The organism is Methylobacterium sp. Leaf85, assembly GCF_001422125.1.
GTDB classification, from domain to species: Bacteria; Pseudomonadota; Alphaproteobacteria; order Rhizobiales; family Beijerinckiaceae; genus Methylobacterium; species Methylobacterium bullatum.
In genome coordinates, this window is record NZ_LMME01000012.1 from 302,560 (window position 1) to 320,209 (window position 17,650).

A 17,650-nucleotide genomic window follows, 5' to 3' on the forward strand; every position below is an offset into this window, starting at 1 on the left:
CCGGCCTGCCGCCCCTTCGCTATTCGCTACTCCCCATTCGCCCCTACTTCTTCTTCCCGAACGGGAAACCGCCGAGGCCCGGCAGACCGCCCGGCCCCTTCGGTCCTCCGAGCCCCGGAAGGCCCGGCATCTTTCCGCCGCCGAAGCCCGGCGGCATGGGAGGCAGCTTGCCGCCCATCTGCTTCTGCATCGCCTCGATCTGCTCGGGGGTCGGCTCGGGCATGCCGGGGGGAAGGCCGGGCATGCCGCCCATCCCGCCACCGCCGCCGAGACCGAACATCGAGCCGAGCGCCTGGCCGATGCCGCGCTTGCCCGACCCCATCGCCTTCATCATATCGGCCATGGTCCGGTGCATCTTGAGGAGCTTGTTGAGCTCCTCCACCTTCGTCCCCGACCCCGCGGCGATGCGCTTCTTGCGGGAATTCTTGAGGATGTCGGGATTCTTGCGCTCCTGCGCGGTCATCGACGAGATGATGGCGCGCTGGCGCTTGAACATGTTCTCGTCGAGATTGGCGCCCTCGACCTGCTTCTTCATGGCGCCCATGCCGGGCAGCATGCCCATCAGGCCGCCGATGCCGCCCATCTTCTCCATCTGGGCGAGCTGCATCGACAGGTCGTCGAGGTCGAACTTGCCCTTGCGCATCTTCTCCGCGGTGCGGAGCGCCTGCTCGTGGTCGATGGTCTCGGCCGCCTTCTCCACGAGGGAGACGATGTCGCCCATGCCGAGGATGCGGTTGGCGACGCGCGAGGGATGGAACTCCTCGAGGGCGTCCACCTTCTCGCCGGTGCCGACGAGCTTGATCGGCTTGCCGGTGACGGCGCGCATGGAGAGCGCCGCGCCACCGCGCGAATCGCCGTCCATGCGGGTCAGCACGATGCCGGTGACGCCCAGGCGCTCGTCGAAGGCGCGGGCGGTGACCACCGCGTCCTGGCCGGTGAGCGCATCGGCCACCAGCAGGACTTCGTGGGGATTCGTCGCCGCCTTGACCTCGGCGGCCTCGGCCATCAGCGCCTCGTCGAGGGTGATGCGGCCGGCGGTGTCGAGCATCACCACGTCGAAACCACCGAGGCGGGCGGCATCCATGGCGCGGCGGGCGATCTGCACCGCCGACTGGCCCTCGACGATGGGCAGGCTGTCGACGCCGACCTGCTTGGCCAGGATCGCCAGCTGCTCCATGGCGGCCGGGCGGCGGGTATCGAGGGAGGCGAGCAGCACCTTGCGCTTGTCGCGGTTGGTCAGGCGCCGGGCGATCTTGGCGGTGGTGGTGGTCTTGCCCGAGCCCTGGAGGCCGACCATCAGGATGGCGACGGGGGCGGGGGCGTTGAGATCGATGAGGCCGGCCTCGGAGCCGAGCATGGCCACGAGTTCGTCGTTGACGATCTTCACGACCATCTGGCCGGGCGTCACCGACTTGACGACGACGGCGCCCACCGCTTTCTCGCGCACCTTCTCGGTGAAGCCGCGCACCACTTCGAGGGCGACGTCGGCTTCCAGCAGCGCGCGGCGAACCTCACGCAGGGCGGCGGTGACGTCGGCTTCCGTGAGCGCACCCCGACGGGTGAGCCCCGAGAGGATACCGGACAGGCGGTCGGACAGGCCTTCGAACATCGTCTGGCTCTCCGAACCTACTGGAACAGGCCGGCGGACGAGACGCGCCGCACCTGCAGCGCCGCCTCGAAGGCGTTGATCGCCGACGCGAACTTGTCCCGGCAATCGGGATTGCAGAACCCGACGACGGACCCGTTGTAGAGCGTCAGGGAATCGGCCGCGATCGGCTTGCCCGACCAGGGGCAGACATCGTTGACCGCATCCTCGATGCGAAGGGGTTCATGCGCTTGCGACAGGGCGAGACTCACTCGTCTGGATCGGCGGAGCGACGGCCTGTTTCCAACGCGAAACTCGCCCGAGGGCGCATCGCGCTGTCGGGCGTTGACCTCCGGCCTCACAGGGCCGGTCGGCGTTCGTATTGACGACATGTCGTCGGATATGAGGTTGGCGGACTAGTCCGAGAGCCCGCGCAAGTCAAGATCATGGTCGAGCGGGCGATGCATTCATGTCGATGCCCGCCTTGGGAGTACCTCACGAAACTCCCGGTCGCTTCCCGCTCACGGCCCTTCTCGCTCACGGCGCAACGGCGCAGCGGGAGTTTTGTGAGAGACACCGAGTCGCCCAAACGGCGGTGAATAGCGTATTCAGACATCCAAACCGCCAAGCTTGGTCAGTGAGCGTGTGACCCGAAAGAGAGAGTGCCCGTCCCGCATGCCGGATTTTTACACGCTGTATCTGGTCGTGCTGATAGCCGGGCTCTCCCATTGCGTGCTCTGGGCCAGCGTCCTCTATCGCTACAGGGAGCTGGCCGGGGTGCGCTACTGGCTGGCGGGCAGCCTGGCCAAGGTGGCGGGCGGCATCCTGCTCGCCCTCGATGGCGGCGTCGGGAATTTCGCCACCACCGTCGGCGGGAATGCCGTCGCCTGTCTGGCCTTCTACCTGAACACGGTCGGCCTGCGCCGCTTCCACGGGGACAAGCCGCGTTGGGCTCTCCATGCCGGGCTGCTGGCCGCCAGCGTGCTCGCCATGGCGCTCACCTGGCAACCCTGGTGGGGCCAGAACCCGCTCTACGTCACGTCGCAATGCATTCCTCTCGCGCTCGCCGTCCTCTATCTCGCCCGGCGCCGGATTCGGGAGCTCGGCGCACTCATCACGATGAGCGCCCTGGCGACCGCGATCACGGCCCATGGCATCGTCGCCTGCGCGGTGACGGTGAGGCTCAGCGGCATCGCACCGGATGTCTCCCTGGTCTTCCTCGCGGCCATCGACCTGCTGGTCTTCATCCTGGCGGGCATCGTCTGGAATTTCGGCTTCCTCGTCTCGGTGGTCGACAGCCTGATGGCGACGGTGGAGCGGCTGGCCGCCGAGGACGACCTGACCGGCCTGCCCAATCGCCGCCAGTTCATGCGGCAGCTCGCCGGGGAGTGCGCGCGCGAGACCGGCGAGCCGTTCAGCGTGATGCTGATGGACCTCGACCGGTTCAAGGGGATCAATGACGGCCTCGGCCACGTGGCCGGCGATGCCGCGCTCCAGCACGTGGCGGACGCGGTGCGGGGAAGCATCCGCCCCGCCGATGTGTTCGCGCGGCTCGGCGGCGACGAATTCGGCATCCTGCTTCGCGGGATCGAGGGGGATGCGGCAACCGAGATCGCCGAGCAGGCCAACGCGGCCCTGCGCGCTTCGCCCTTCCTCTGGCGTGGGGAGACCATCGGGCTGACGATCAGCATCGGCGTGACCTCGGCCGTCCCCGGCAGACACCACACGCCGGAGGAACTCATCGAATGCGCGGATTCCGCGCTCTACGCCACGAAGGGCCGGACACGAGACGGCTGGACATTCCTGCCCTTCGCGTCCCGGCCGGGCTTCGGCGCAGGTCAGGCGGGCGGGGCGAAGGCCGCGCGCCTGCCCGACCGGGCCTCCCGCATCCCGCTGGCAGGCTGAACCGACCGCCTGCGGTCGAGCGCTATGAGAGTCACGCATCTCGCGGGATGCGCGGGACCCTCCTCCCCAGCGGATCTCGGGCCTGCCCGAGATCCGTCGAGCTTGTGGGGAGGAGTTGGAGGTGGGGGTGGTTGGGCGACCCTCACGCTGCGGAGGCTGGCGGAGCCACCCCCACTCCTAACCTCTCCCCACAAGGGGGAGAGGGACGCGCCCTGCCTAAAAGCAGAGGGATAAATGCAGCAGGCTCGGCCGAGAGCGATCAGAGCGAGGCCCCCGGACTCACCGTTCCTCGAATTTCGGCTTCCGCAAGTCCGCCTGGAGTTTCAGCACCTCGTCGATGCTCATCGAGCACCTGCTCCAGTTGGTCTCCATGATGTTGATGGCGGTGAAGCTGTAATGGGCCTTGCCGCCATAGGCGTCGAACGGCGTGCCGTCCGGGTCCGGCGCCACCGGCTTGACGTAATCGACCCGGTAGGACGGGTGGCCGCCCTTGCCCGTGACCGCGATGCGGACCGAGGCATTGCCGTGCCGTTTCTGGCAGAAGCGCATGTTGGTGAGCAGCCGGCTCAGATAGGCGTCGGCCTCCTCCAGGGTGGGGACGACGTCCGCGAGAGTCGCGTCGGAGGGAAGGTGCGTCTTCTTGATCATGTCGGCCCGTGAGGTTGGTGGCGCACCATAGGCACACCTCCTAAGCGATGCGAGACCCCGCCCGGCGCAGCCGGGATCAACCCGCGACGAGTTCCCGCGCCGGAGCGGCCCGGACCGGCGCCGCGGCGACATCCGCCAGGATCTCGTAGGAGCGCAGGCGGGCGGCATGGTCGTGGATGGCGCTCGCCACCATGAGTTCGTCCGCCCCGGTCTCGGCGATCAGGTCGGCGAGCCCCCGACGCACGGTCTCCGGCGAACCGACGATGGCGCGGGCCAGCATCCCCGAAGCCTGGCGCTTCTCGGAGGGCGACCAATAGGTCTCGATATCGTCGATGGGCGGCGGCAGCAGGCCCCGCGTGCCCCGGAACATATTGGCGAATTGCTGCTGCGCCGAGGTGAACAGGCGGCATGCCTCGGCATCGGTCTCGGCCGCCACGACGTTGACGCCCACCATGGCATGGGGCGCCGTCGACTGCTCGGACGGGGTGAAGCGCTCGCGATAGACGGAAAGCGCCTCGATCAACGCATCCGGCGCGAAATGCGAGGCGAAGGCGTAGGGCAGGCCGAGCATGGCGGCGAGCTGCGCCCCGAACAGGCTGGAGCCGAGGATCCAGAGCGGCACCTTGGTGCCCGTCCCCGGCACGGCCTGGATCACCTGGCCCGGCTGCGCGTCGCCCAGCAGCGCCTGGAGTTCGAGGACGTCCTGCGGGAACTGGTCGGACGTCTCGGGTGAGCGCCGCAGGGCGCGCAAGGTCCGCTGGTCTGTGCCCGGAGCGCGCCCGAGGCCCAGATCGATCCGGCCCGGATACAGGGTCTCCAGCGTGCCGAACTGCTCGGCGATGACCATGGGCGAGTGGTTCGGCAGCATGACCCCGCCGGCCCCGACACGGATTCGGCTCGTGCCCGAGGCCACGTGGCCGATGACCACGGAGGTCGCCGCGCTGGCGATGCCCACCATGTTGTGGTGCTCGGCGAGCCAGAACCGCCGATAGCCGAGGCGCTCGGCGGCCCGCGCCAGGTCGAGGGTGTTCCGCAGGGCGTCGCCGGGCGTCGCGCCATGCGGCACGAAGGCGAGGTCGAGAACGGAAAGAGGGATCATGAATCGCGTGTCCGTTTGCATGAGCGACCGGCTCGCGCCGGCCATGAACGTCCCCACCCGGAAGAGATCGCGACGCCGCCGCCGCTTCGCAACCGGGCCGTCCGGCGCAGGAGCCATGCGTTCCGGCCGGCGCCGAAGCGATCCTCTCGTCATCCGACCCGCGACAGCCTCGCGGCACGACCTATATGGCTGGGCCTCGACCTCCCGCCCCGAACCCGAGCAACGCCACCGTGTCTCCCGGATACCTGCCCTTCGCCGGCGCCCTCGATCTCCCCGCCTATACCTGTGACAATTGCGGGTTCTGGCAGCGCCATTTCGCGCCGCCGCCCTCGTGTCCGATGTGCCTCGACGCACGTCACGTGGTGCCGCAGAAGGGCTGGCAGTTCTGGAGCGAGCGCGAGGCGCAGGACCGCTTCCCCTGCCATTGGGAGGAGCTGGAGCCGGGAATCTGGCGTTTCTGGAACGATCCCGTCTCCGGCATCGGGCCGAGCGCCTACCTGATCCAGACGCCCGACGGGAATATGGGCTTCGAGGCCTGCCCGGTCTTCAGCGAGGCGGCGCTGAAGCACATCGCGTCCCTCGGCGGGATGCAGGTGCTGTCTTCCTCGCACCCTCATGCCTATGGGGCGCTGGTGCAGCTGCAGGACCGGTTCGACCCGGAACTGTGCCTGCCGGCCGCCGACTTCATCTGGAGCGCGGCCTTGCAGGTCTCCTGGCCCTACGACGATTTCCTCGAACCGCTGCCCGGCCTCGAACTCCACCGCACGGCAGGGCATTTCGACGGCCACGCGATCCTGTTCGACCGGGGGCGAAAGATCCTGTTCTGCGGCGACGCCCTGAAATTCGAGCTCGACCCGAAGGATTTCCGCCGGGCCGAGACGATCTCGGCGCACAAGGCCTTCGTGCGCGGGGTGCCGCTGACCACCAACGAATTGCGCCGCTACCGCGACGTCTTCGCCCAACTCGACTTCACCCAGACCTGGACCCCGTTCGAGCCGGCCGCCAATTGCGGCCGGGCCGAGGTGCTGGCGCTCATCGACGGCATGCTGGCGACCCGCCCGCACGCCGCCCCGGTGAGGCTGGACAGCCTCCGGCGATAGGTCAGACCCGTTTGGCGGTCTGGCCGAACATTACCTTCTTGGCGTCCTCGCTCATGGTCTTGCCGTGGTCGGGGTTGACCTCGGGCGCGCGAGCATAGGCCGCCTTGGTGCCGGGACGCTCGGCGATGGCGGTGAACCAGCGCTTGAGGTTGGGGAAATCGTCGAGGTTCTGGCCCTGCTTCTCCCAGGGGACGATCCACGGATAGGAGGCCATGTCAGCGATGGAGTAATCCGGCCCGGCGACGAACTCCCGGTCGGCCAGACGCCGGTCGAGGACGCCGTAGAGCCGGTTCGTCTCCTTGACGTAGCGCTCGATGGCGTAGGGGATCTTCTCCGGCGCATATTGGGAGAAGTGGTGGTTCTGGCCGAGCATCGGCCCGAGTCCGCCCATCTGCCAGAACAGCCATTGCAGCACCTCGGCCCGACCCGGCAGGTCGGCGGCGATGAAGCGTCCGGTCTTCTCCGCGAGATAGAGCAGGATCGCGCCCGATTCGAAGAGAGTGATCGGAGCGCCGCCCCCCGGCGGTTCGTGATCGACGATGGCCGGCATCCGGTTGTTGGGGGCGATGGCGAGGAAGTCCGGCTTGAACTGCTCGCCCTTGCCGATGTTCACCGGCTTGATCGTGTAGGGAAGCCCAGCCTCCTCCAGGAACATCGTCACCTTGTGGCCATTCGGCGTCGGCCAGTAATGCAGATCGATCATCGAAATTCCTTTCAGCGCGCCGCGATTGCCGGGCAGCGCCGAAGGTCGAGTTGGCGACCGCCGGCACCGAGGTCAAGCCGCGCCGGTCACGCGAATACCGGGCTGGTCGAGTGGCAGGTCACTAGAATGCGAGGGATTGTTCGACCGATTGCTTCAGGGTTCTCGTGCTTGCATGATCGCTCACGGGGGTACCCGAGCGGGAGACCGGCAGGATGAGCAGCGCTATCTCGATCAGCGGCGGCGGGATGGTGGCGGCCTCCCAGCGCTTCAGCAACGCGGCGGAACAGATCGCCTCGGTCGGCATGACCATGCCCAGCCCGACCCAGGTGGATCAGATCCTCCCCAGCCCGACCCAGGTCGACCTGTCGAGCTCGGCCATGCAACTGTTGGAGAGCAAGGCGAGCTTCGAGGTCAACACGGCGGTGCTGAAATCGACCCTCGACACCGAGAAGCGCGTCCTCGACATCCTCGTGTAGCATCCCGCCCGTAGACCGCTCCGCGCTCGAGGCATAGCACCCCCATCCATCGACGGAGGCCCCTCCCGATGACGATCACGGTTTCGCTGAGCTCACTTGGACTGCTGAAAGCCATCGACGTCGTGACGGATGCCCGACGCGACGCCCTGCGCCAACGCGAGGCCGAGCCGAACGTCGTCTCCGTCAATGTCGGCGCGCGTACCGAACCAACCTCGAACGCCCGCCCGACAGGTCAGAACCGCGTCGTCGACGTGTTGGTCTGACATTGTACCGATAGCCTGAAAATTAACCGGCCAGGGTGACAGTCGGCGTCAGGTTAGAGCTGGATCCATGACGTGACTACCAATCGTCGCCGCGCCTCGCGGAAAGGTGCATTTCGCATCGGGGCGCTCTCCTTCGCGGGCGAGCGGGCGGATATCGACTGCCTGGTCTGGGACCAGTCCGAGACCGGCGCACAGATCGAGGTCGAGTCTCCCGAGGAGGTTCCGGACGAGTTCATCCTGGTGATGACCGCCTACGCCAAGCCGCGCGCCTGCACGGTCGTCTGGAGACGGGACCGGAAGCTCGGCGTGGCGTTCTCCGTCTGATCCGCAGAGCCGCCGACAGGGGAGGGGCCGCAGAGTTCGGCTCGCCTTCACCATCGTGGCGCTTATCTCTGCGGCGCGCTTGCTGTTTGCTTCCAAAAACCGTACCTCCGCTCTGCGCGCGAGCGTGTCGGGGTGTAGCGCAGCCTGGTAGCGCATCTGGTTTGGGACCAGAGGGTCGTAGGTTCGAATCCTATCGCCCCGACCAATCGCGTGCGTATCGGCCGTTCTCTCCTGCTGGAGCTATCGACCCCACGATGCCGAGTGCTCGAATCTATCAGCCCGCCAAGGATGCCTCGCAATCCGGCACGGCCCGCACCAAGGCCTGGCTACTGGAATTCGACCAGAGCTCCCCGCGCGACACCGACCCCCTGATGGGCTGGACCGGATCGTCGGACATGCTGCAGCAGGTCAGGTTGTCGTTCGAGACCCAGGACGAGGCCGTCGCCTACGCCACCCGCAACGGCATCACCTTCCGGGTCGAGCAGCCCCAGAAGCCCGCGATCCGCAAGGGCCTGTCCTATTCGGACAATTTCAAATTCAACCGCACGGCGCCTTGGACCCACTGAGATCGCCGGGGCATTCGGCTCAGATCTGAGTCAGAATCGTGATCGCGCCGAATATCAGGACCGACGCCACGGCGACGGCGAGCAGAATGAGTGCGGCGCGTGATTCGCGCATTTCGTTATCGGTCATCGAGCCTTCGTTACGATAAAAGCCGCGGAAATGGGAGCGGGTCCGGATGCCGGGAGGTATTCGGGACGCCGCACGTTGTGTCGTACCGTGTATGGCGGGGCTCTCGACGCCGGAAGCATGCCGTCGGATCGATCGACCAGGTCCCCGGTGATTCCGCCCAGTCGGGCGATGACGCGCGCAGTTGCATGACCGGCCGCGCGCGACGGGCCTGACGACACTTCCAAGTTCCGGTCCGAGCCCCGCGGCAAGGGAAACGCCGTGGGGAGGGAGGTCCCGGCGCAATCGCTCGTCGCCGACCGCGCCCCCTACAACCGCGCCAGGAGTTCGGCCTTCTTGGACGAAAACTCCGCCTCGGTGAGCACGCCCTTGCGGTGGAGTTCGGACAAGCGCTCGAGGGTCGAGATCACGTCCCCCGAGGGGGCTCCGGTCTGGTGGAAGTCCGGCTCCGGGGCCGGACGCGGACGGTCTTCGGTGCGGGGCGGGGCCACGATCGGCTCGGGGTGGAACGGCTTCGGTTCGAGGGAGCGTTCCGGCGTGGGGGCCACGCTGACCCGCTGGAGCGATTCGAGGTCGACGTAACCGTTGCGGCCGCTGAAGCGGAGGCTCTGCGTATCGCCCTGCTGCTGCGAGACGCCGGAAATGTCGTAATGCCCGGTATCGTAGAGGACGAGCGTTCCCGCGGTTTCCACCGCGAGCAACCGGCTATCCGGGAAATAGGCGTAGCGCATGCCGTTCTGCGAGCCGGACGTCGCCGGTCGGCCGAGTTCGGCGGGCCACCAGGTCGCGGAAGCCGAGCCGTCGTCCCAGCCGCCGGGGGGCAGGGATTGGGCGAGATCCGAGCAGATCGCCGCCACGCGCGACTTCAGATTCGCGTCGAACATGTTGCCGATCATGGTCATGCCGCCGGACGACCATTGGCCGAACCCTCCGAGTTCGGGATGGTTGAACTGGGCCATGGTCCCATTGCCCGCTTCCAGCGCGCGCATGAGATGGCGCACGGCGTCGACGCTGACGCCGTGCCGGTCGGCGACGGTCTGCAAAACGGAAGATCTGTCGGGCATGGGCTGGCTCCAGAACGGCGACGATGTCGAGCGCGGCAAAGCGACCCGACCATAGTACGGCATTGACGCGAAAGTGCCTCTCGCACCGCAAAAAGTTTCCGCGCCGGCGGACCTTACGGTCAAGCATGAACGTTCACTCGGCAGAATTCATGCCGTCGGGCTCCGCCTCAGGCAGCGAGCCCCCCCTGGAGTGATCATGGTCGCCAAGAACCCCCCGATGCCGCAAGCCGCCACGCAGACGAAGGCGGTACGATCGCGCATCAAAGAGGGATCGCCCTATCCGCTGGGCGCCAATTGGGACGGCCTCGGCGTCAACTTCGCCCTGTTCTCGGCCCATGCCACCAAGGTCGAGCTCTGCCTGTTCGACGATGCCGGAGAGCAGGAACTCGAGCGGATCGAACTGCCCGAATATACCGACGAGATCTGGCACGGCTACCTGCCCGACGCGCGTCCCGGCACGATCTACGGCTACCGGGTCCACGGCCCCTACGAGCCCAAGGCCGGCCACCGCTTCAATCCCAACAAGCTGCTCATCGACCCCTACGCCAAGGGCCTCGTCGGCTCGATCACCTGGAACCCGGCCCTGTTCGGCTACCAGATGGAGACGGGCGACGACCTCACCTTCGACGAGCGCGATTCCGCGCCCTTCACCCGCCGCAGCCGCGTCATCGACCCGGCCTTCACCTGGGGACGGGACCGCAAGCCCCACGTGCCGTGGGAGAAGACGATCTTCTACGAAACCCATGTGAAGGGCTTCACCAAGCTGCATCCGGCCGTGCCGGAGAAGCTGCGCGGCACCTATGCCGGCCTCGGCAACCCGGCGGTGCTCGACTACATCAAGAGCCTCGGCGTGACCTCGGTGGAGCTCCTGCCCGTCCATGCCTTCGTGCAGGACGATTATCTCCAGGAAAAGACCCTGGTGAATTACTGGGGCTACAACACGATCTCGTTCTTCACGCCCGCCCGGCGCTACGCGGCGGTGCCGGATTTCGCCTTCTCCGAGTTCAAGGAGATGGTGGCGCGCATGCACGGCGCCGGCCTCGAAGTGATCCTCGACGTGGTCTACAACCACACAGCCGAGGGCAACGAGAAGGGGCCGACCCTGTCGTTCAAGGGCGTCGACAACGCCTCTTACTATCGCCTGATGCCGGGCGACGAGCGCTACTACATCAACGATACCGGCACCGGTAACACCTTCAACCTGTCGCACCCGCGCGTCCTGCAGCTGGTGACCGATTCCCTGCGCTACTGGGCGACGGAAATGCGGGTCGACGGCTTCCGCTTCGACCTCGCCACCATCCTCGGGCGCGAGCCGCACGGTTTCGACGAGGGCGGCGGCTTCCTCGACACCTGCCGGCAGGACCCGGTGCTGAACTCGGTCAAGCTCATCGCCGAGCCATGGGATTGCGGTCCGGGCGGCTATCAGGTCGGCGGCTTCCCTCCCGGCTGGGCGGAGTGGAACGACCGCTTCCGCGACGATGTCCGCGGCTACTGGCGCGGCGATTCCGGTCTTCTGCCGAGCCTCGCCTCGCGCATCACCGGGTCGGCCGACAAGTTCAACAAGCGCGGGCGCAAGCCCTGGGCCTCGGTGAACTTCCTCACCGCCCATGACGGGTTCACGCTGAACGACACGGTCTCGTACAACGAGAAGCACAACCTCGCGAATGGCGAGGACGGGCGGGACGGGCATTCCCACAACCTCTCGAACAACTACGGCGTCGAAGGCCCCACCGACGACGAGGCGATCAAGGCGGTGCGCACCCGCCAGATGCGCAACATGATGGCGACGCTGTTCCTCTCGCGGGGAACGCCGATGCTGCTTGCCGGCGACGAGTTCGCCCGCAGCCAGGGCGGCAACAACAACGCCTATTGCCAGGACAACGAGATCTCCTGGCTCGATTGGGAGGGGATCGACGATGCCGGTCGGGACCTCGCCGAGTTCACGCAGCGCCTCACCATCCTGCGCGAGGCCCTGCCGATCCTCACCCGCGGCCGGTTCCTCTCCGGCGCCTATGACGAAGACCTCGGCGTCAAGGACGTCACTTGGCTGAGGCCCGACGGCGAGGAAATGTCCACGGAGAACTGGACGGATGGCGGCGCGCATTCCATCGCCGTCCTGCTCGACGGCCGCGCCCAGGCTTCCGGCATCCACCGCCGGGGTGGCGATGCGACGCTGCTGATCCTCTACAACGCCTATAGCGATCTCGTCTCCTTCACCCTGCCGGGTTCCGTCGGCGGCGTCGGCTGGACGCGGCTCCTCGACACCAACCTGCCCGACAGCCAGGAGGTCGGCACCTGGGCCATCGGCGACCGCTACGACGTCACCGGACGCTCGATGCTGATGTTCGTGCTGAAGCCCGAGGAAACCGAAGGCGACGAGGCGACCGAGATGGAGCGCTCGTACCAGCACGTGATGCAGGCGTTCGAACGCGCCAATATCGAGAGCGTGCGCTTCGCCCCCTCGGCGACCTGACCCGCGCTCCGCCGAGGTGAATGCTGCGTCGGCCACGACGAGCGCGGCACGACGAAGGCCTGGAGATGCGTCCCGACCCCGCCGGTCGGGCGCAACTCCAGGCCGTTTCGATCGATGACGACGGGGGCGCCTGCGTCGTCATCGCGAGATGTGTCGAGGGAAACGGATGATGTGCCAGCCGTTGGGTATTTCTGACCCACCTTCATTCCCTGGCACGACAACCGACAGATGATGACCGATAGCCCCGAGAAGCCGCCTGCTGGTGTACCGCCGCGCGTGAGAACGGGAGCGGTGTCGGAGATCGCCGATCACACCAGCGACATCTTCTTTACGGCTGTCGAAGCGACCCGGATGCCGATGGTGGTCACCGACCCGCGGCAGGACGACAATCCGATCGTCTTCGTCAACAAGGCTTTCCTGGGCCTCACAGGCTATGCAACCGAGGAGATCATCGGTCGCAACTGCCGCTTCCTGCAGGGACCGGACACCGACCGGGACAGCGTGAACGCCCTGCGCGAGGCGATCCAGGCCCGGCGGGAATTCGCCACCGAGATCGTCAACTACCGCAAGGACGGATCGACGTTCTGGAACGCGCTGTTCGTCGCGCCGATCTACAATGCGGCCGGCGAGCTCGTGTATTTCTTCGCCTCGCAGCTCGATGTCTCCCGCCGCCGCACCGTCGAGGAGGCGTTGGGTCAGGCCCAGAAGATGGAGGCGCTCGGCCAGCTGACCGGCGGCATCGCCCACGACTTCAACAACCTTCTCCAGGTCATCGTCGGCTACATCGATATTCTGAGCCACGGGCTCGACCGTCCGGATGCGGACCGGAACCGCCTTCGGCGCGCAACCGACAACATCCGGACCGCCGCCGAACGGGCGACCACCCTGACCCAGCAGCTTCTCGCCTTCGCGCGCAAGCAGCGTCTCGACGGCCGCGCGGTCAATCTCAACGCCCTCGTGAAGGGCATGGAGGATATGGCCGCGCGCAGCCTGGGTGACGCGATCACGCTGCGGCTCGACCTGGGCGAAGACCTCTGGAACTGCCGTGTCGACCCGGCACAGGCGGAGGTCGCCCTCCTCAACATCCTCATCAATGCCCGCGATGCCATGCCGGAGGGCGGCACCGTCGTGATCTCCACCGAGAACCGGGATATCGGCGCGCAGGATCTGGGCTCGCAGGATTTCGGCGGGTCGGAACCCCTGGGTGAGGGTCGCTACGTCACCGTGACCATCACCGATACCGGGGCGGGAATCTCGCCGCCGACCCTGGCGCGGGTGATGGAGCCGTTCTTCACGACGAAGGACGAGGGCAAGGGCACGGGGCTCGGCCTCTCGATGGTCTATGGCTTCGCCAAGCAATCCGGCGGCGCGGCGCAGATCGAGTCCGTCGTCGGCGAGGGAACGCGCGTCCGCCTGTCCTTCCCCGCCGCCGCCGAGGACGACCGGGAGCCCAACCGCGCCGTGCCGGGGACGGTGGATCGGCAGGGGACCGAGACCATCCTCATCGTCGACGACCGTGAGGACGTGGCCGAACTGGCGCGAACCATCCTGCGCGACAGCGGCTACACGCTGTTGATGGCCCGGAACGGACGCGAGGCGCTGGAGATCCTGGATTCGAGCGGTTCGGTGGACCTGTTGTTCACCGACCTCATCATGCCGGGCGGGATGAACGGCATCATGCTCGCCCGCGAGGCCAAGCGGCGGCAACCCCGATTGAAGGTCCTGCTGACCACCGGCTACGCCGAGGCGAGTCTCGAGCGAACCGATGCCGGGGGTTCGGAGTTCGATCTCCTGAACAAGCCCTATCGCCGGACCGATCTCATCCGCCGCGTTCGCGCCATCCTGGACGGTCCGACCGACGGCAGCTGAGGCAGCGGCGCGGGGCCCGCTACGGGAGGCGCGCCATGCCACAGGGTGACAAGTCGAAATACACCGACAAGCAGATCCGCAAGGCCGAGCACATCGCGGACTCCTACGAGGAGCGCGGCGTGCCGGAGAAGGAAGCCGAGGCCCGCGCCTGGGCGACCGTCAACAAGGACGATGGCGGCGGCAAGCATCCGGGCGGATCGGGGAGGGGCAAATCGAGCTCCCACCCGGCGGCCCACAAGGGCGGCGCCGCCGGCGGAAAGGCCTCGGCCTCCCGCACCGCCGAGCAGCGCTCCGCCTCGGCAAAGAAAGCCGCCGCGACCCGCAAGCGCAACGCCGAGGCGGCAAGGTCTTCAACCTGAAGCGGCGATGGCCGGGCATTCCCCTCGCCCCGCCCGGCGGGGAGAGGGGGAACCCGAGCCTCGCCCTCAGGCCATGGCGGTCTTCAGGTTCGCGTCGACCTTGTCGAGGAAGCCGGTGGTGGAAAGCCAGCGCTGATCGGGGCCCACCAGAAGGGCGAGATCCTTGGTCATGAAGCCGGCTTCCACCGTGTCGACGCAGACCTTCTCCAGGGTGTTGGCGAACTTGGCGAGGTCGCCGTTGTCGTCGAGCTTGGCCCGGTGGGCGAGGCCACGGCTCCAGGCGAAGATCGAGGCGATGGAGTTGGTGGAGGTCTCCTTGCCCTTCTGATGCTCGCGGTAATGGCGCGTCACCGTGCCGTGCGCGGCTTCCGCCTCCACGGTCTGGCCGTCCGGCGTCATCAGCACCGAGGTCATCAGGCCGAGCGAGCCGAAGCCCTGGGCGGCGGTGTCCGACTGCACGTCGCCGTCGTAGTTCTTGCAGGCCCAGACGTAGCCGCCGGACCATTTGAGGCAGGAGGCGACCATGTCGTCGATGAGGCGGTGCTCGTAGGTGATGCCGAGCGCCTGGAACTTCGCCTTGAACTCGGCGTCGAACACTTCCTGGAACAGGTCCTTGAAGCGGCCGTCATAGGCCTTGAGGATGGTGTTCTTGGTGGACAGGTAGACCGGGTACTTGCGGGCGAGGCCGTAATTCAGCGAGGCGCGGGCGAAGTCGCGGATCGACTCGTCGAGGTTGTACATCGACATGGCGACGCCGGCGGCGGGGAACTTGAACACTTCCTTCTCGATGATTGTGCCGTCGTCGCCCTCGAACTTGATGGTCAGGCGGCCCTTGCCGGGCACCTTGAAGTCGGTGGCGCGATACTGGTCGCCGTAGGCGTGGCGGCCGATGACGAAGGGCTGGGTCCAGCCCGGCACGAGGCGCGGCACGTTCTTGCAGATGATCGGCTCGCGGAAGATCACGCCGCCGAGGATGTTGCGGATCGTGCCGTTGGGCGAACGCCACATCTCCTTGAGCTTGAACTCCTCCACCCGCTGCTCGTCGGGGGTGATGGTGGCGCATTTGACGCCGACGCCGTGGCGCTTGATCGCCTCGGCCGCATCGACGGTGACCTTGTCGTTCGTCTCGTCGCGGTGCTCGACGCCGAGATCGTAATAGTCGAGGTCGAGGTCGAGATAGGGGTGGATGAGCTTGTTCTTGATCTCGCTCCAGATGATCCGGGTCATCTCGTCGCCGTCGAGTTCGACGACCGGGTTCGCCACCTTGATCTTCGACATGATCCTCAGAACCTTTCTCATCACGCGGCCGGGGCCGGCCGCGCTCCCGCTGCGGCGGTCATAGCGCGCTGCAACAGGACGCGAAAGCCGTGCCCCTTACAGATCGGGCGGGGCGTCGGCGGGCTCGAAATTCGCCGATCCCCCTGGACATCCGGCGACGGGGCGGGAATGTGCGGGCCATTCCGACATCGAGAAGGACATGTCCATGAGCGAACGCATCATCCTGCGGGCCGGCGAGGCCCTGGTCGCCGGCGGCCCGCCCAACACCGCCTCCGAGCCGGAGGTCATCATCGGAGAGCTCGACGGGCCGGTCGGCACGGCGCTCGCCACCCTCACGGGCGATCAGGTGGTGGGCCATTCCCGCGTCTTCGCGCTCTTGAACACCGACATCATGGTGCGGCCGGTGACGCTCTGCGTCTCCAAGGTCAGCGTCACGGAATCCAAGTACACCTCCATCCTCATGGGCACGGTGCAGTTCGCCATCGCCAACGGCGTCCTCGACGCCGTGCGCCTCGGCTACATCCCCAAGGAGAAGGCCAACGATCTCGGCATCATCTGCTCGGTCTGGCTCAGCCCCGGCGTGATCGAGGCGGAGACGGTCGACCACAAGGCCCTGTTCGAGATCCAGCGCAAGGGCATGACGGAAGCGATCCGCAAGGCCATGACCAACGAGCCCTCGATCGACTGGCTCCTGGAGAACCAGGACAAGATCATCCACAAATACTACCAGATGGGCCTCGACGGTAAGATCTGAGCGCCTGTCTGAGTCGTTTTTTCCAAGCATTTACCTCATCCTGAGGTGCCGCGTAGCGGCCTCGAAGGAGCCTTCCAGGGATCCCGCGACCGCTGGAGGGCTCCTTCGAGGCCCTTTGCTCCTGCAAAGGGCACCTCAGGATGAGGAGATTTGATTGGATGATCTTTTCAATTGGCACGAAAATCCGCCGAAAAATCCAATCGAACAGGCTGTAAGGCGCTTCTCCCGAGGGTCATCGCTCGAGGCGATCGCCCCGCGGCTCCCCATCCTCCCCATACGGACTATGCGTCCGGCCCGCTCCATGGCAGAGGGCGACGATGATCGCCCCCGTCGTCATCCTGGTCGAACCGCAGCTGGCCGAGAATATCGGCATGGTCGCCCGCGCCATGGCCAATTTCGGCCTCTCCGAACTCCGCCTCGTCGCCCCCAAGAACGGCTGGCCGAAGAAGGGCGTGCGCGAGGCCGCCTCCGGGGCGACGCATGTCCTCGACGACGCCACCGTCTTCGCCACGGTGCCGGAGGCCATCGCCGACCTGAACTATCTGCTCGCCACCACGGCCCGCGAGCGCGGGCAGATGAAGCGCGCCTATGCCCCCGACGAGGCGATGGCGGATGTGGCCGCGCGGGCGGGACAGCGCGTTGGCGTGATGTTCGGCCGGGAGCGGATCGGGCTCACCAACGACGAGGTGTCGCTGGCCGACGCCATCGTCACCTTTCCCGTCTCCCCTGACTTTCCGTCCCTCAATCTCGCCCAGGCGGTGCTCCTCGTCGGCTACGAATGGCGCAAGGCCTCGGGCCAGGCCCGGCTCCCCTTCACCGGGGAGATGCAGTCGCCGCCCGCCACGCGCGAGGCGATGGCCTCCCTCGTCGCCAGCCTGGAGGGTAGCCTCGAGGCGGGCGGGTTCTATCCGCCCGAGAAGCGGGACGTGATCGCCCGCAACATGCGCGACATGCTGCACCGCATGGCCATGACGGAGCAGGATGTCCGGACGTTTCGCGGGGCGTTGCGCGCCATGACCAGGATCAAGGCGAAAGAGTGATTATTGTTATCGCTGTGGCC

At 66.9% G+C, this 17,650-nt stretch carries 18 protein-coding genes and 1 tRNA gene; 12 read left to right on the forward strand and 7 right to left on the reverse strand.

The window, feature by feature from the left end:
- Positions 1-43: 43 nt before the first annotated feature.
- Positions 44-1,609 carry a signal recognition particle protein gene (ffh, locus tag ASF08_RS10165; RefSeq protein ID WP_056144465.1) on the reverse strand — a complete coding sequence of 522 codons (1,566 nt, stop codon included), beginning with the start codon at positions 1,607-1,609 and terminating at the stop codon, positions 44-46.
- A 17-nt stretch (positions 1,610-1,626) separates the two neighbouring features.
- The gene (locus ASF08_RS10170; protein ID WP_056144470.1) at positions 1,627-1,857 is read right to left on the reverse strand and encodes a hypothetical protein; all 231 of its coding nucleotides are present in this window, start codon (positions 1,855-1,857) and stop codon (positions 1,627-1,629) included.
- Between the two features lie 403 nt (positions 1,858-2,260).
- Between ASF08_RS10170 and ASF08_RS10175 the strand changes: the two genes are divergently transcribed.
- Positions 2,261-3,490, forward strand: coding sequence for a GGDEF domain-containing protein (locus tag ASF08_RS10175; RefSeq protein ID WP_056144474.1), 1,230 nt, complete (start codon positions 2,261-2,263; stop codon positions 3,488-3,490).
- Positions 3,491-3,769: 279 nt separating this feature from the next.
- Here ASF08_RS10175 and ASF08_RS10180 read toward each other — a convergent pair whose 3' ends face one another.
- Together ASF08_RS10180 and ASF08_RS10185 are read right to left on the reverse strand one after the other, a co-directional pair.
- A complete protein-coding gene (locus tag ASF08_RS10180; RefSeq protein ID WP_056144477.1) occupies positions 3,770-4,138 on the reverse strand; it encodes a hypothetical protein in 369 nt (122 codons plus the stop codon).
- A gap of 76 nt (positions 4,139-4,214) precedes the next feature.
- Positions 4,215-5,237 carry an LLM class flavin-dependent oxidoreductase gene (locus tag ASF08_RS10185; RefSeq protein ID WP_056144794.1) on the reverse strand — a complete coding sequence of 341 codons (1,023 nt, stop codon included), beginning with the start codon at positions 5,235-5,237 and terminating at the stop codon, positions 4,215-4,217.
- Positions 5,238-5,422: 185 nt separating this feature from the next.
- Here ASF08_RS10185 and ASF08_RS10190 point away from each other — a divergent pair, with 185 nt between their 5' ends.
- Positions 5,423-6,337: an MBL fold metallo-hydrolase gene (locus tag ASF08_RS10190; RefSeq protein WP_056144480.1), complete on the forward strand. Its 915-nt coding sequence runs from the start codon at positions 5,423-5,425 to the stop codon at positions 6,335-6,337.
- 1 nt (position 6,338) lies between these two features.
- Here ASF08_RS10190 and ASF08_RS10195 read toward each other — a convergent pair whose 3' ends face one another.
- On the reverse strand, positions 6,339-7,040 hold the full coding sequence (locus ASF08_RS10195; RefSeq protein ID WP_056144483.1) for a glutathione binding-like protein: 702 nt from the start codon (positions 7,038-7,040) through the stop codon (positions 6,339-6,341).
- 212 nt (positions 7,041-7,252) lie between these two features.
- Between ASF08_RS10195 and ASF08_RS10200 the strand changes: the two genes are divergently transcribed.
- The 5 genes from ASF08_RS10200 to ASF08_RS10220 all read left to right on the forward strand — a co-directional run bounded on the left by ASF08_RS10200 (position 7,253) and on the right by ASF08_RS10220 (position 8,669).
- Entirely contained in the window at positions 7,253-7,516 is a 264-nt protein-coding gene (locus ASF08_RS10200; protein ID WP_156462927.1) for a hypothetical protein, read from the forward strand.
- A gap of 68 nt (positions 7,517-7,584) precedes the next feature.
- Positions 7,585-7,779: a hypothetical protein gene (locus ASF08_RS10205; protein WP_056144489.1), complete on the forward strand. Its 195-nt coding sequence runs from the start codon at positions 7,585-7,587 to the stop codon at positions 7,777-7,779.
- A 72-nt stretch (positions 7,780-7,851) separates the two neighbouring features.
- Complete coding sequence (locus ASF08_RS10210; RefSeq protein ID WP_056144492.1) at positions 7,852-8,103, forward strand: hypothetical protein; 252 nt, start codon at positions 7,852-7,854, stop codon at positions 8,101-8,103.
- A 128-nt stretch (positions 8,104-8,231) separates the two neighbouring features.
- Positions 8,232-8,308 (forward strand) — tRNA-Pro (locus tag ASF08_RS10215).
- 49 nt (positions 8,309-8,357) lie between these two features.
- Entirely contained in the window at positions 8,358-8,669 is a 312-nt protein-coding gene (locus tag ASF08_RS10220) for an ETC complex I subunit (protein ID WP_018042781.1), read from the forward strand.
- Positions 8,670-9,101: 432 nt separating this feature from the next.
- On the opposite strand, the gene ASF08_RS10225 is transcribed toward ASF08_RS10220, so the two are convergent.
- Positions 9,102-9,857, reverse strand: a complete 756-nt coding sequence (locus ASF08_RS10225) for an SHOCT domain-containing protein (protein ID WP_056144494.1) — start codon at positions 9,855-9,857, stop codon at positions 9,102-9,104.
- Positions 9,858-10,053: 196 nt separating this feature from the next.
- Between ASF08_RS10225 and glgX the strand changes: the two genes are divergently transcribed.
- The 3 genes from glgX to ASF08_RS10240 all read left to right on the forward strand — a co-directional run bounded on the left by glgX (position 10,054) and on the right by ASF08_RS10240 (position 14,558).
- The gene (glgX, locus tag ASF08_RS10230) at positions 10,054-12,330 is read left to right on the forward strand and encodes a glycogen debranching protein GlgX (protein ID WP_244474496.1); all 2,277 of its coding nucleotides are present in this window, start codon (positions 10,054-10,056) and stop codon (positions 12,328-12,330) included.
- A 231-nt stretch (positions 12,331-12,561) separates the two neighbouring features.
- Complete coding sequence (locus ASF08_RS10235) at positions 12,562-14,199, forward strand: hybrid sensor histidine kinase/response regulator (protein ID WP_056144800.1); 1,638 nt, start codon at positions 12,562-12,564, stop codon at positions 14,197-14,199.
- A 35-nt stretch (positions 14,200-14,234) separates the two neighbouring features.
- On the forward strand, positions 14,235-14,558 hold the full coding sequence (locus ASF08_RS10240) for a hypothetical protein (protein ID WP_056144496.1): 324 nt from the start codon (positions 14,235-14,237) through the stop codon (positions 14,556-14,558).
- A 66-nt stretch (positions 14,559-14,624) separates the two neighbouring features.
- On the opposite strand, the gene ASF08_RS10245 is transcribed toward ASF08_RS10240, so the two are convergent.
- On the reverse strand, positions 14,625-15,836 hold the full coding sequence (locus tag ASF08_RS10245) for an NADP-dependent isocitrate dehydrogenase (protein WP_056144499.1): 1,212 nt from the start codon (positions 15,834-15,836) through the stop codon (positions 14,625-14,627).
- Between the two features lie 205 nt (positions 15,837-16,041).
- Between ASF08_RS10245 and ASF08_RS10250 the strand changes: the two genes are divergently transcribed.
- Both ASF08_RS10250 and ASF08_RS10255 read left to right on the forward strand, forming a co-directional pair.
- Positions 16,042-16,590 (forward strand): formaldehyde-activating enzyme, encoded by a 549-nt coding sequence (locus tag ASF08_RS10250; protein ID WP_018042789.1) that lies wholly within the window; start codon positions 16,042-16,044, stop codon positions 16,588-16,590.
- Positions 16,591-16,907: 317 nt separating this feature from the next.
- On the forward strand, positions 16,908-17,630 hold the full coding sequence (locus ASF08_RS10255) for an RNA methyltransferase (protein ID WP_056144500.1): 723 nt from the start codon (positions 16,908-16,910) through the stop codon (positions 17,628-17,630).
- Positions 17,631-17,650: the final 20 nt, after the last annotated feature.

What these genes read in the sequence shown, in the direction of transcription:
- ASF08_RS10190 (WP_056144480.1), top strand. Translation starts at nt 5,423, where the DNA reads ATGGCTGGGCCTCGACCTCCCGCCCCGAACCCGAGCAACGCCACCGTG.
- ASF08_RS10200 (WP_156462927.1), top strand. Translation starts at nt 7,253, where the DNA reads ATGAGCAGCGCTATCTCGATCAGCGGCGGCGGGATGGTGGCGGCCTCC.
- ASF08_RS10255 (WP_056144500.1), top strand. Translation starts at nt 16,908, where the DNA reads ATGATCGCCCCCGTCGTCATCCTGGTCGAACCGCAGCTGGCCGAGAAT.
- ffh (WP_056144465.1), bottom strand. Translation starts at nt 1,609, where the DNA reads ATGTTCGAAGGCCTGTCCGACCGCCTGTCCGGTATCCTCTCGGGGCTC.
- ASF08_RS10250 (WP_018042789.1), top strand. Translation starts at nt 16,042, where the DNA reads ATGAGCGAACGCATCATCCTGCGGGCCGGCGAGGCCCTGGTCGCCGGC.
- ASF08_RS10205 (WP_056144489.1), top strand. Translation starts at nt 7,585, where the DNA reads ATGACGATCACGGTTTCGCTGAGCTCACTTGGACTGCTGAAAGCCATC.
- ASF08_RS10175 (WP_056144474.1), top strand. Translation starts at nt 2,261, where the DNA reads ATGCCGGATTTTTACACGCTGTATCTGGTCGTGCTGATAGCCGGGCTC.
- ASF08_RS10195 (WP_056144483.1), bottom strand. Translation starts at nt 7,040, where the DNA reads ATGATCGATCTGCATTACTGGCCGACGCCGAATGGCCACAAGGTGACG.
- ASF08_RS10240 (WP_056144496.1), top strand. Translation starts at nt 14,235, where the DNA reads ATGCCACAGGGTGACAAGTCGAAATACACCGACAAGCAGATCCGCAAG.
- ASF08_RS10220 (WP_018042781.1), top strand. Translation starts at nt 8,358, where the DNA reads ATGCCGAGTGCTCGAATCTATCAGCCCGCCAAGGATGCCTCGCAATCC.
- ASF08_RS10235 (WP_056144800.1), top strand. Translation starts at nt 12,562, where the DNA reads ATGACCGATAGCCCCGAGAAGCCGCCTGCTGGTGTACCGCCGCGCGTG.
- ASF08_RS10180 (WP_056144477.1), bottom strand. Translation starts at nt 4,138, where the DNA reads ATGATCAAGAAGACGCACCTTCCCTCCGACGCGACTCTCGCGGACGTC.
- ASF08_RS10225 (WP_056144494.1), bottom strand. Translation starts at nt 9,857, where the DNA reads ATGCCCGACAGATCTTCCGTTTTGCAGACCGTCGCCGACCGGCACGGC.
- ASF08_RS10245 (WP_056144499.1), bottom strand. Translation starts at nt 15,836, where the DNA reads ATGTCGAAGATCAAGGTGGCGAACCCGGTCGTCGAACTCGACGGCGAC.
- ASF08_RS10185 (WP_056144794.1), bottom strand. Translation starts at nt 5,237, where the DNA reads ATGATCCCTCTTTCCGTTCTCGACCTCGCCTTCGTGCCGCATGGCGCG.
- glgX (WP_244474496.1), top strand. Translation starts at nt 10,054, where the DNA reads ATGGTCGCCAAGAACCCCCCGATGCCGCAAGCCGCCACGCAGACGAAG.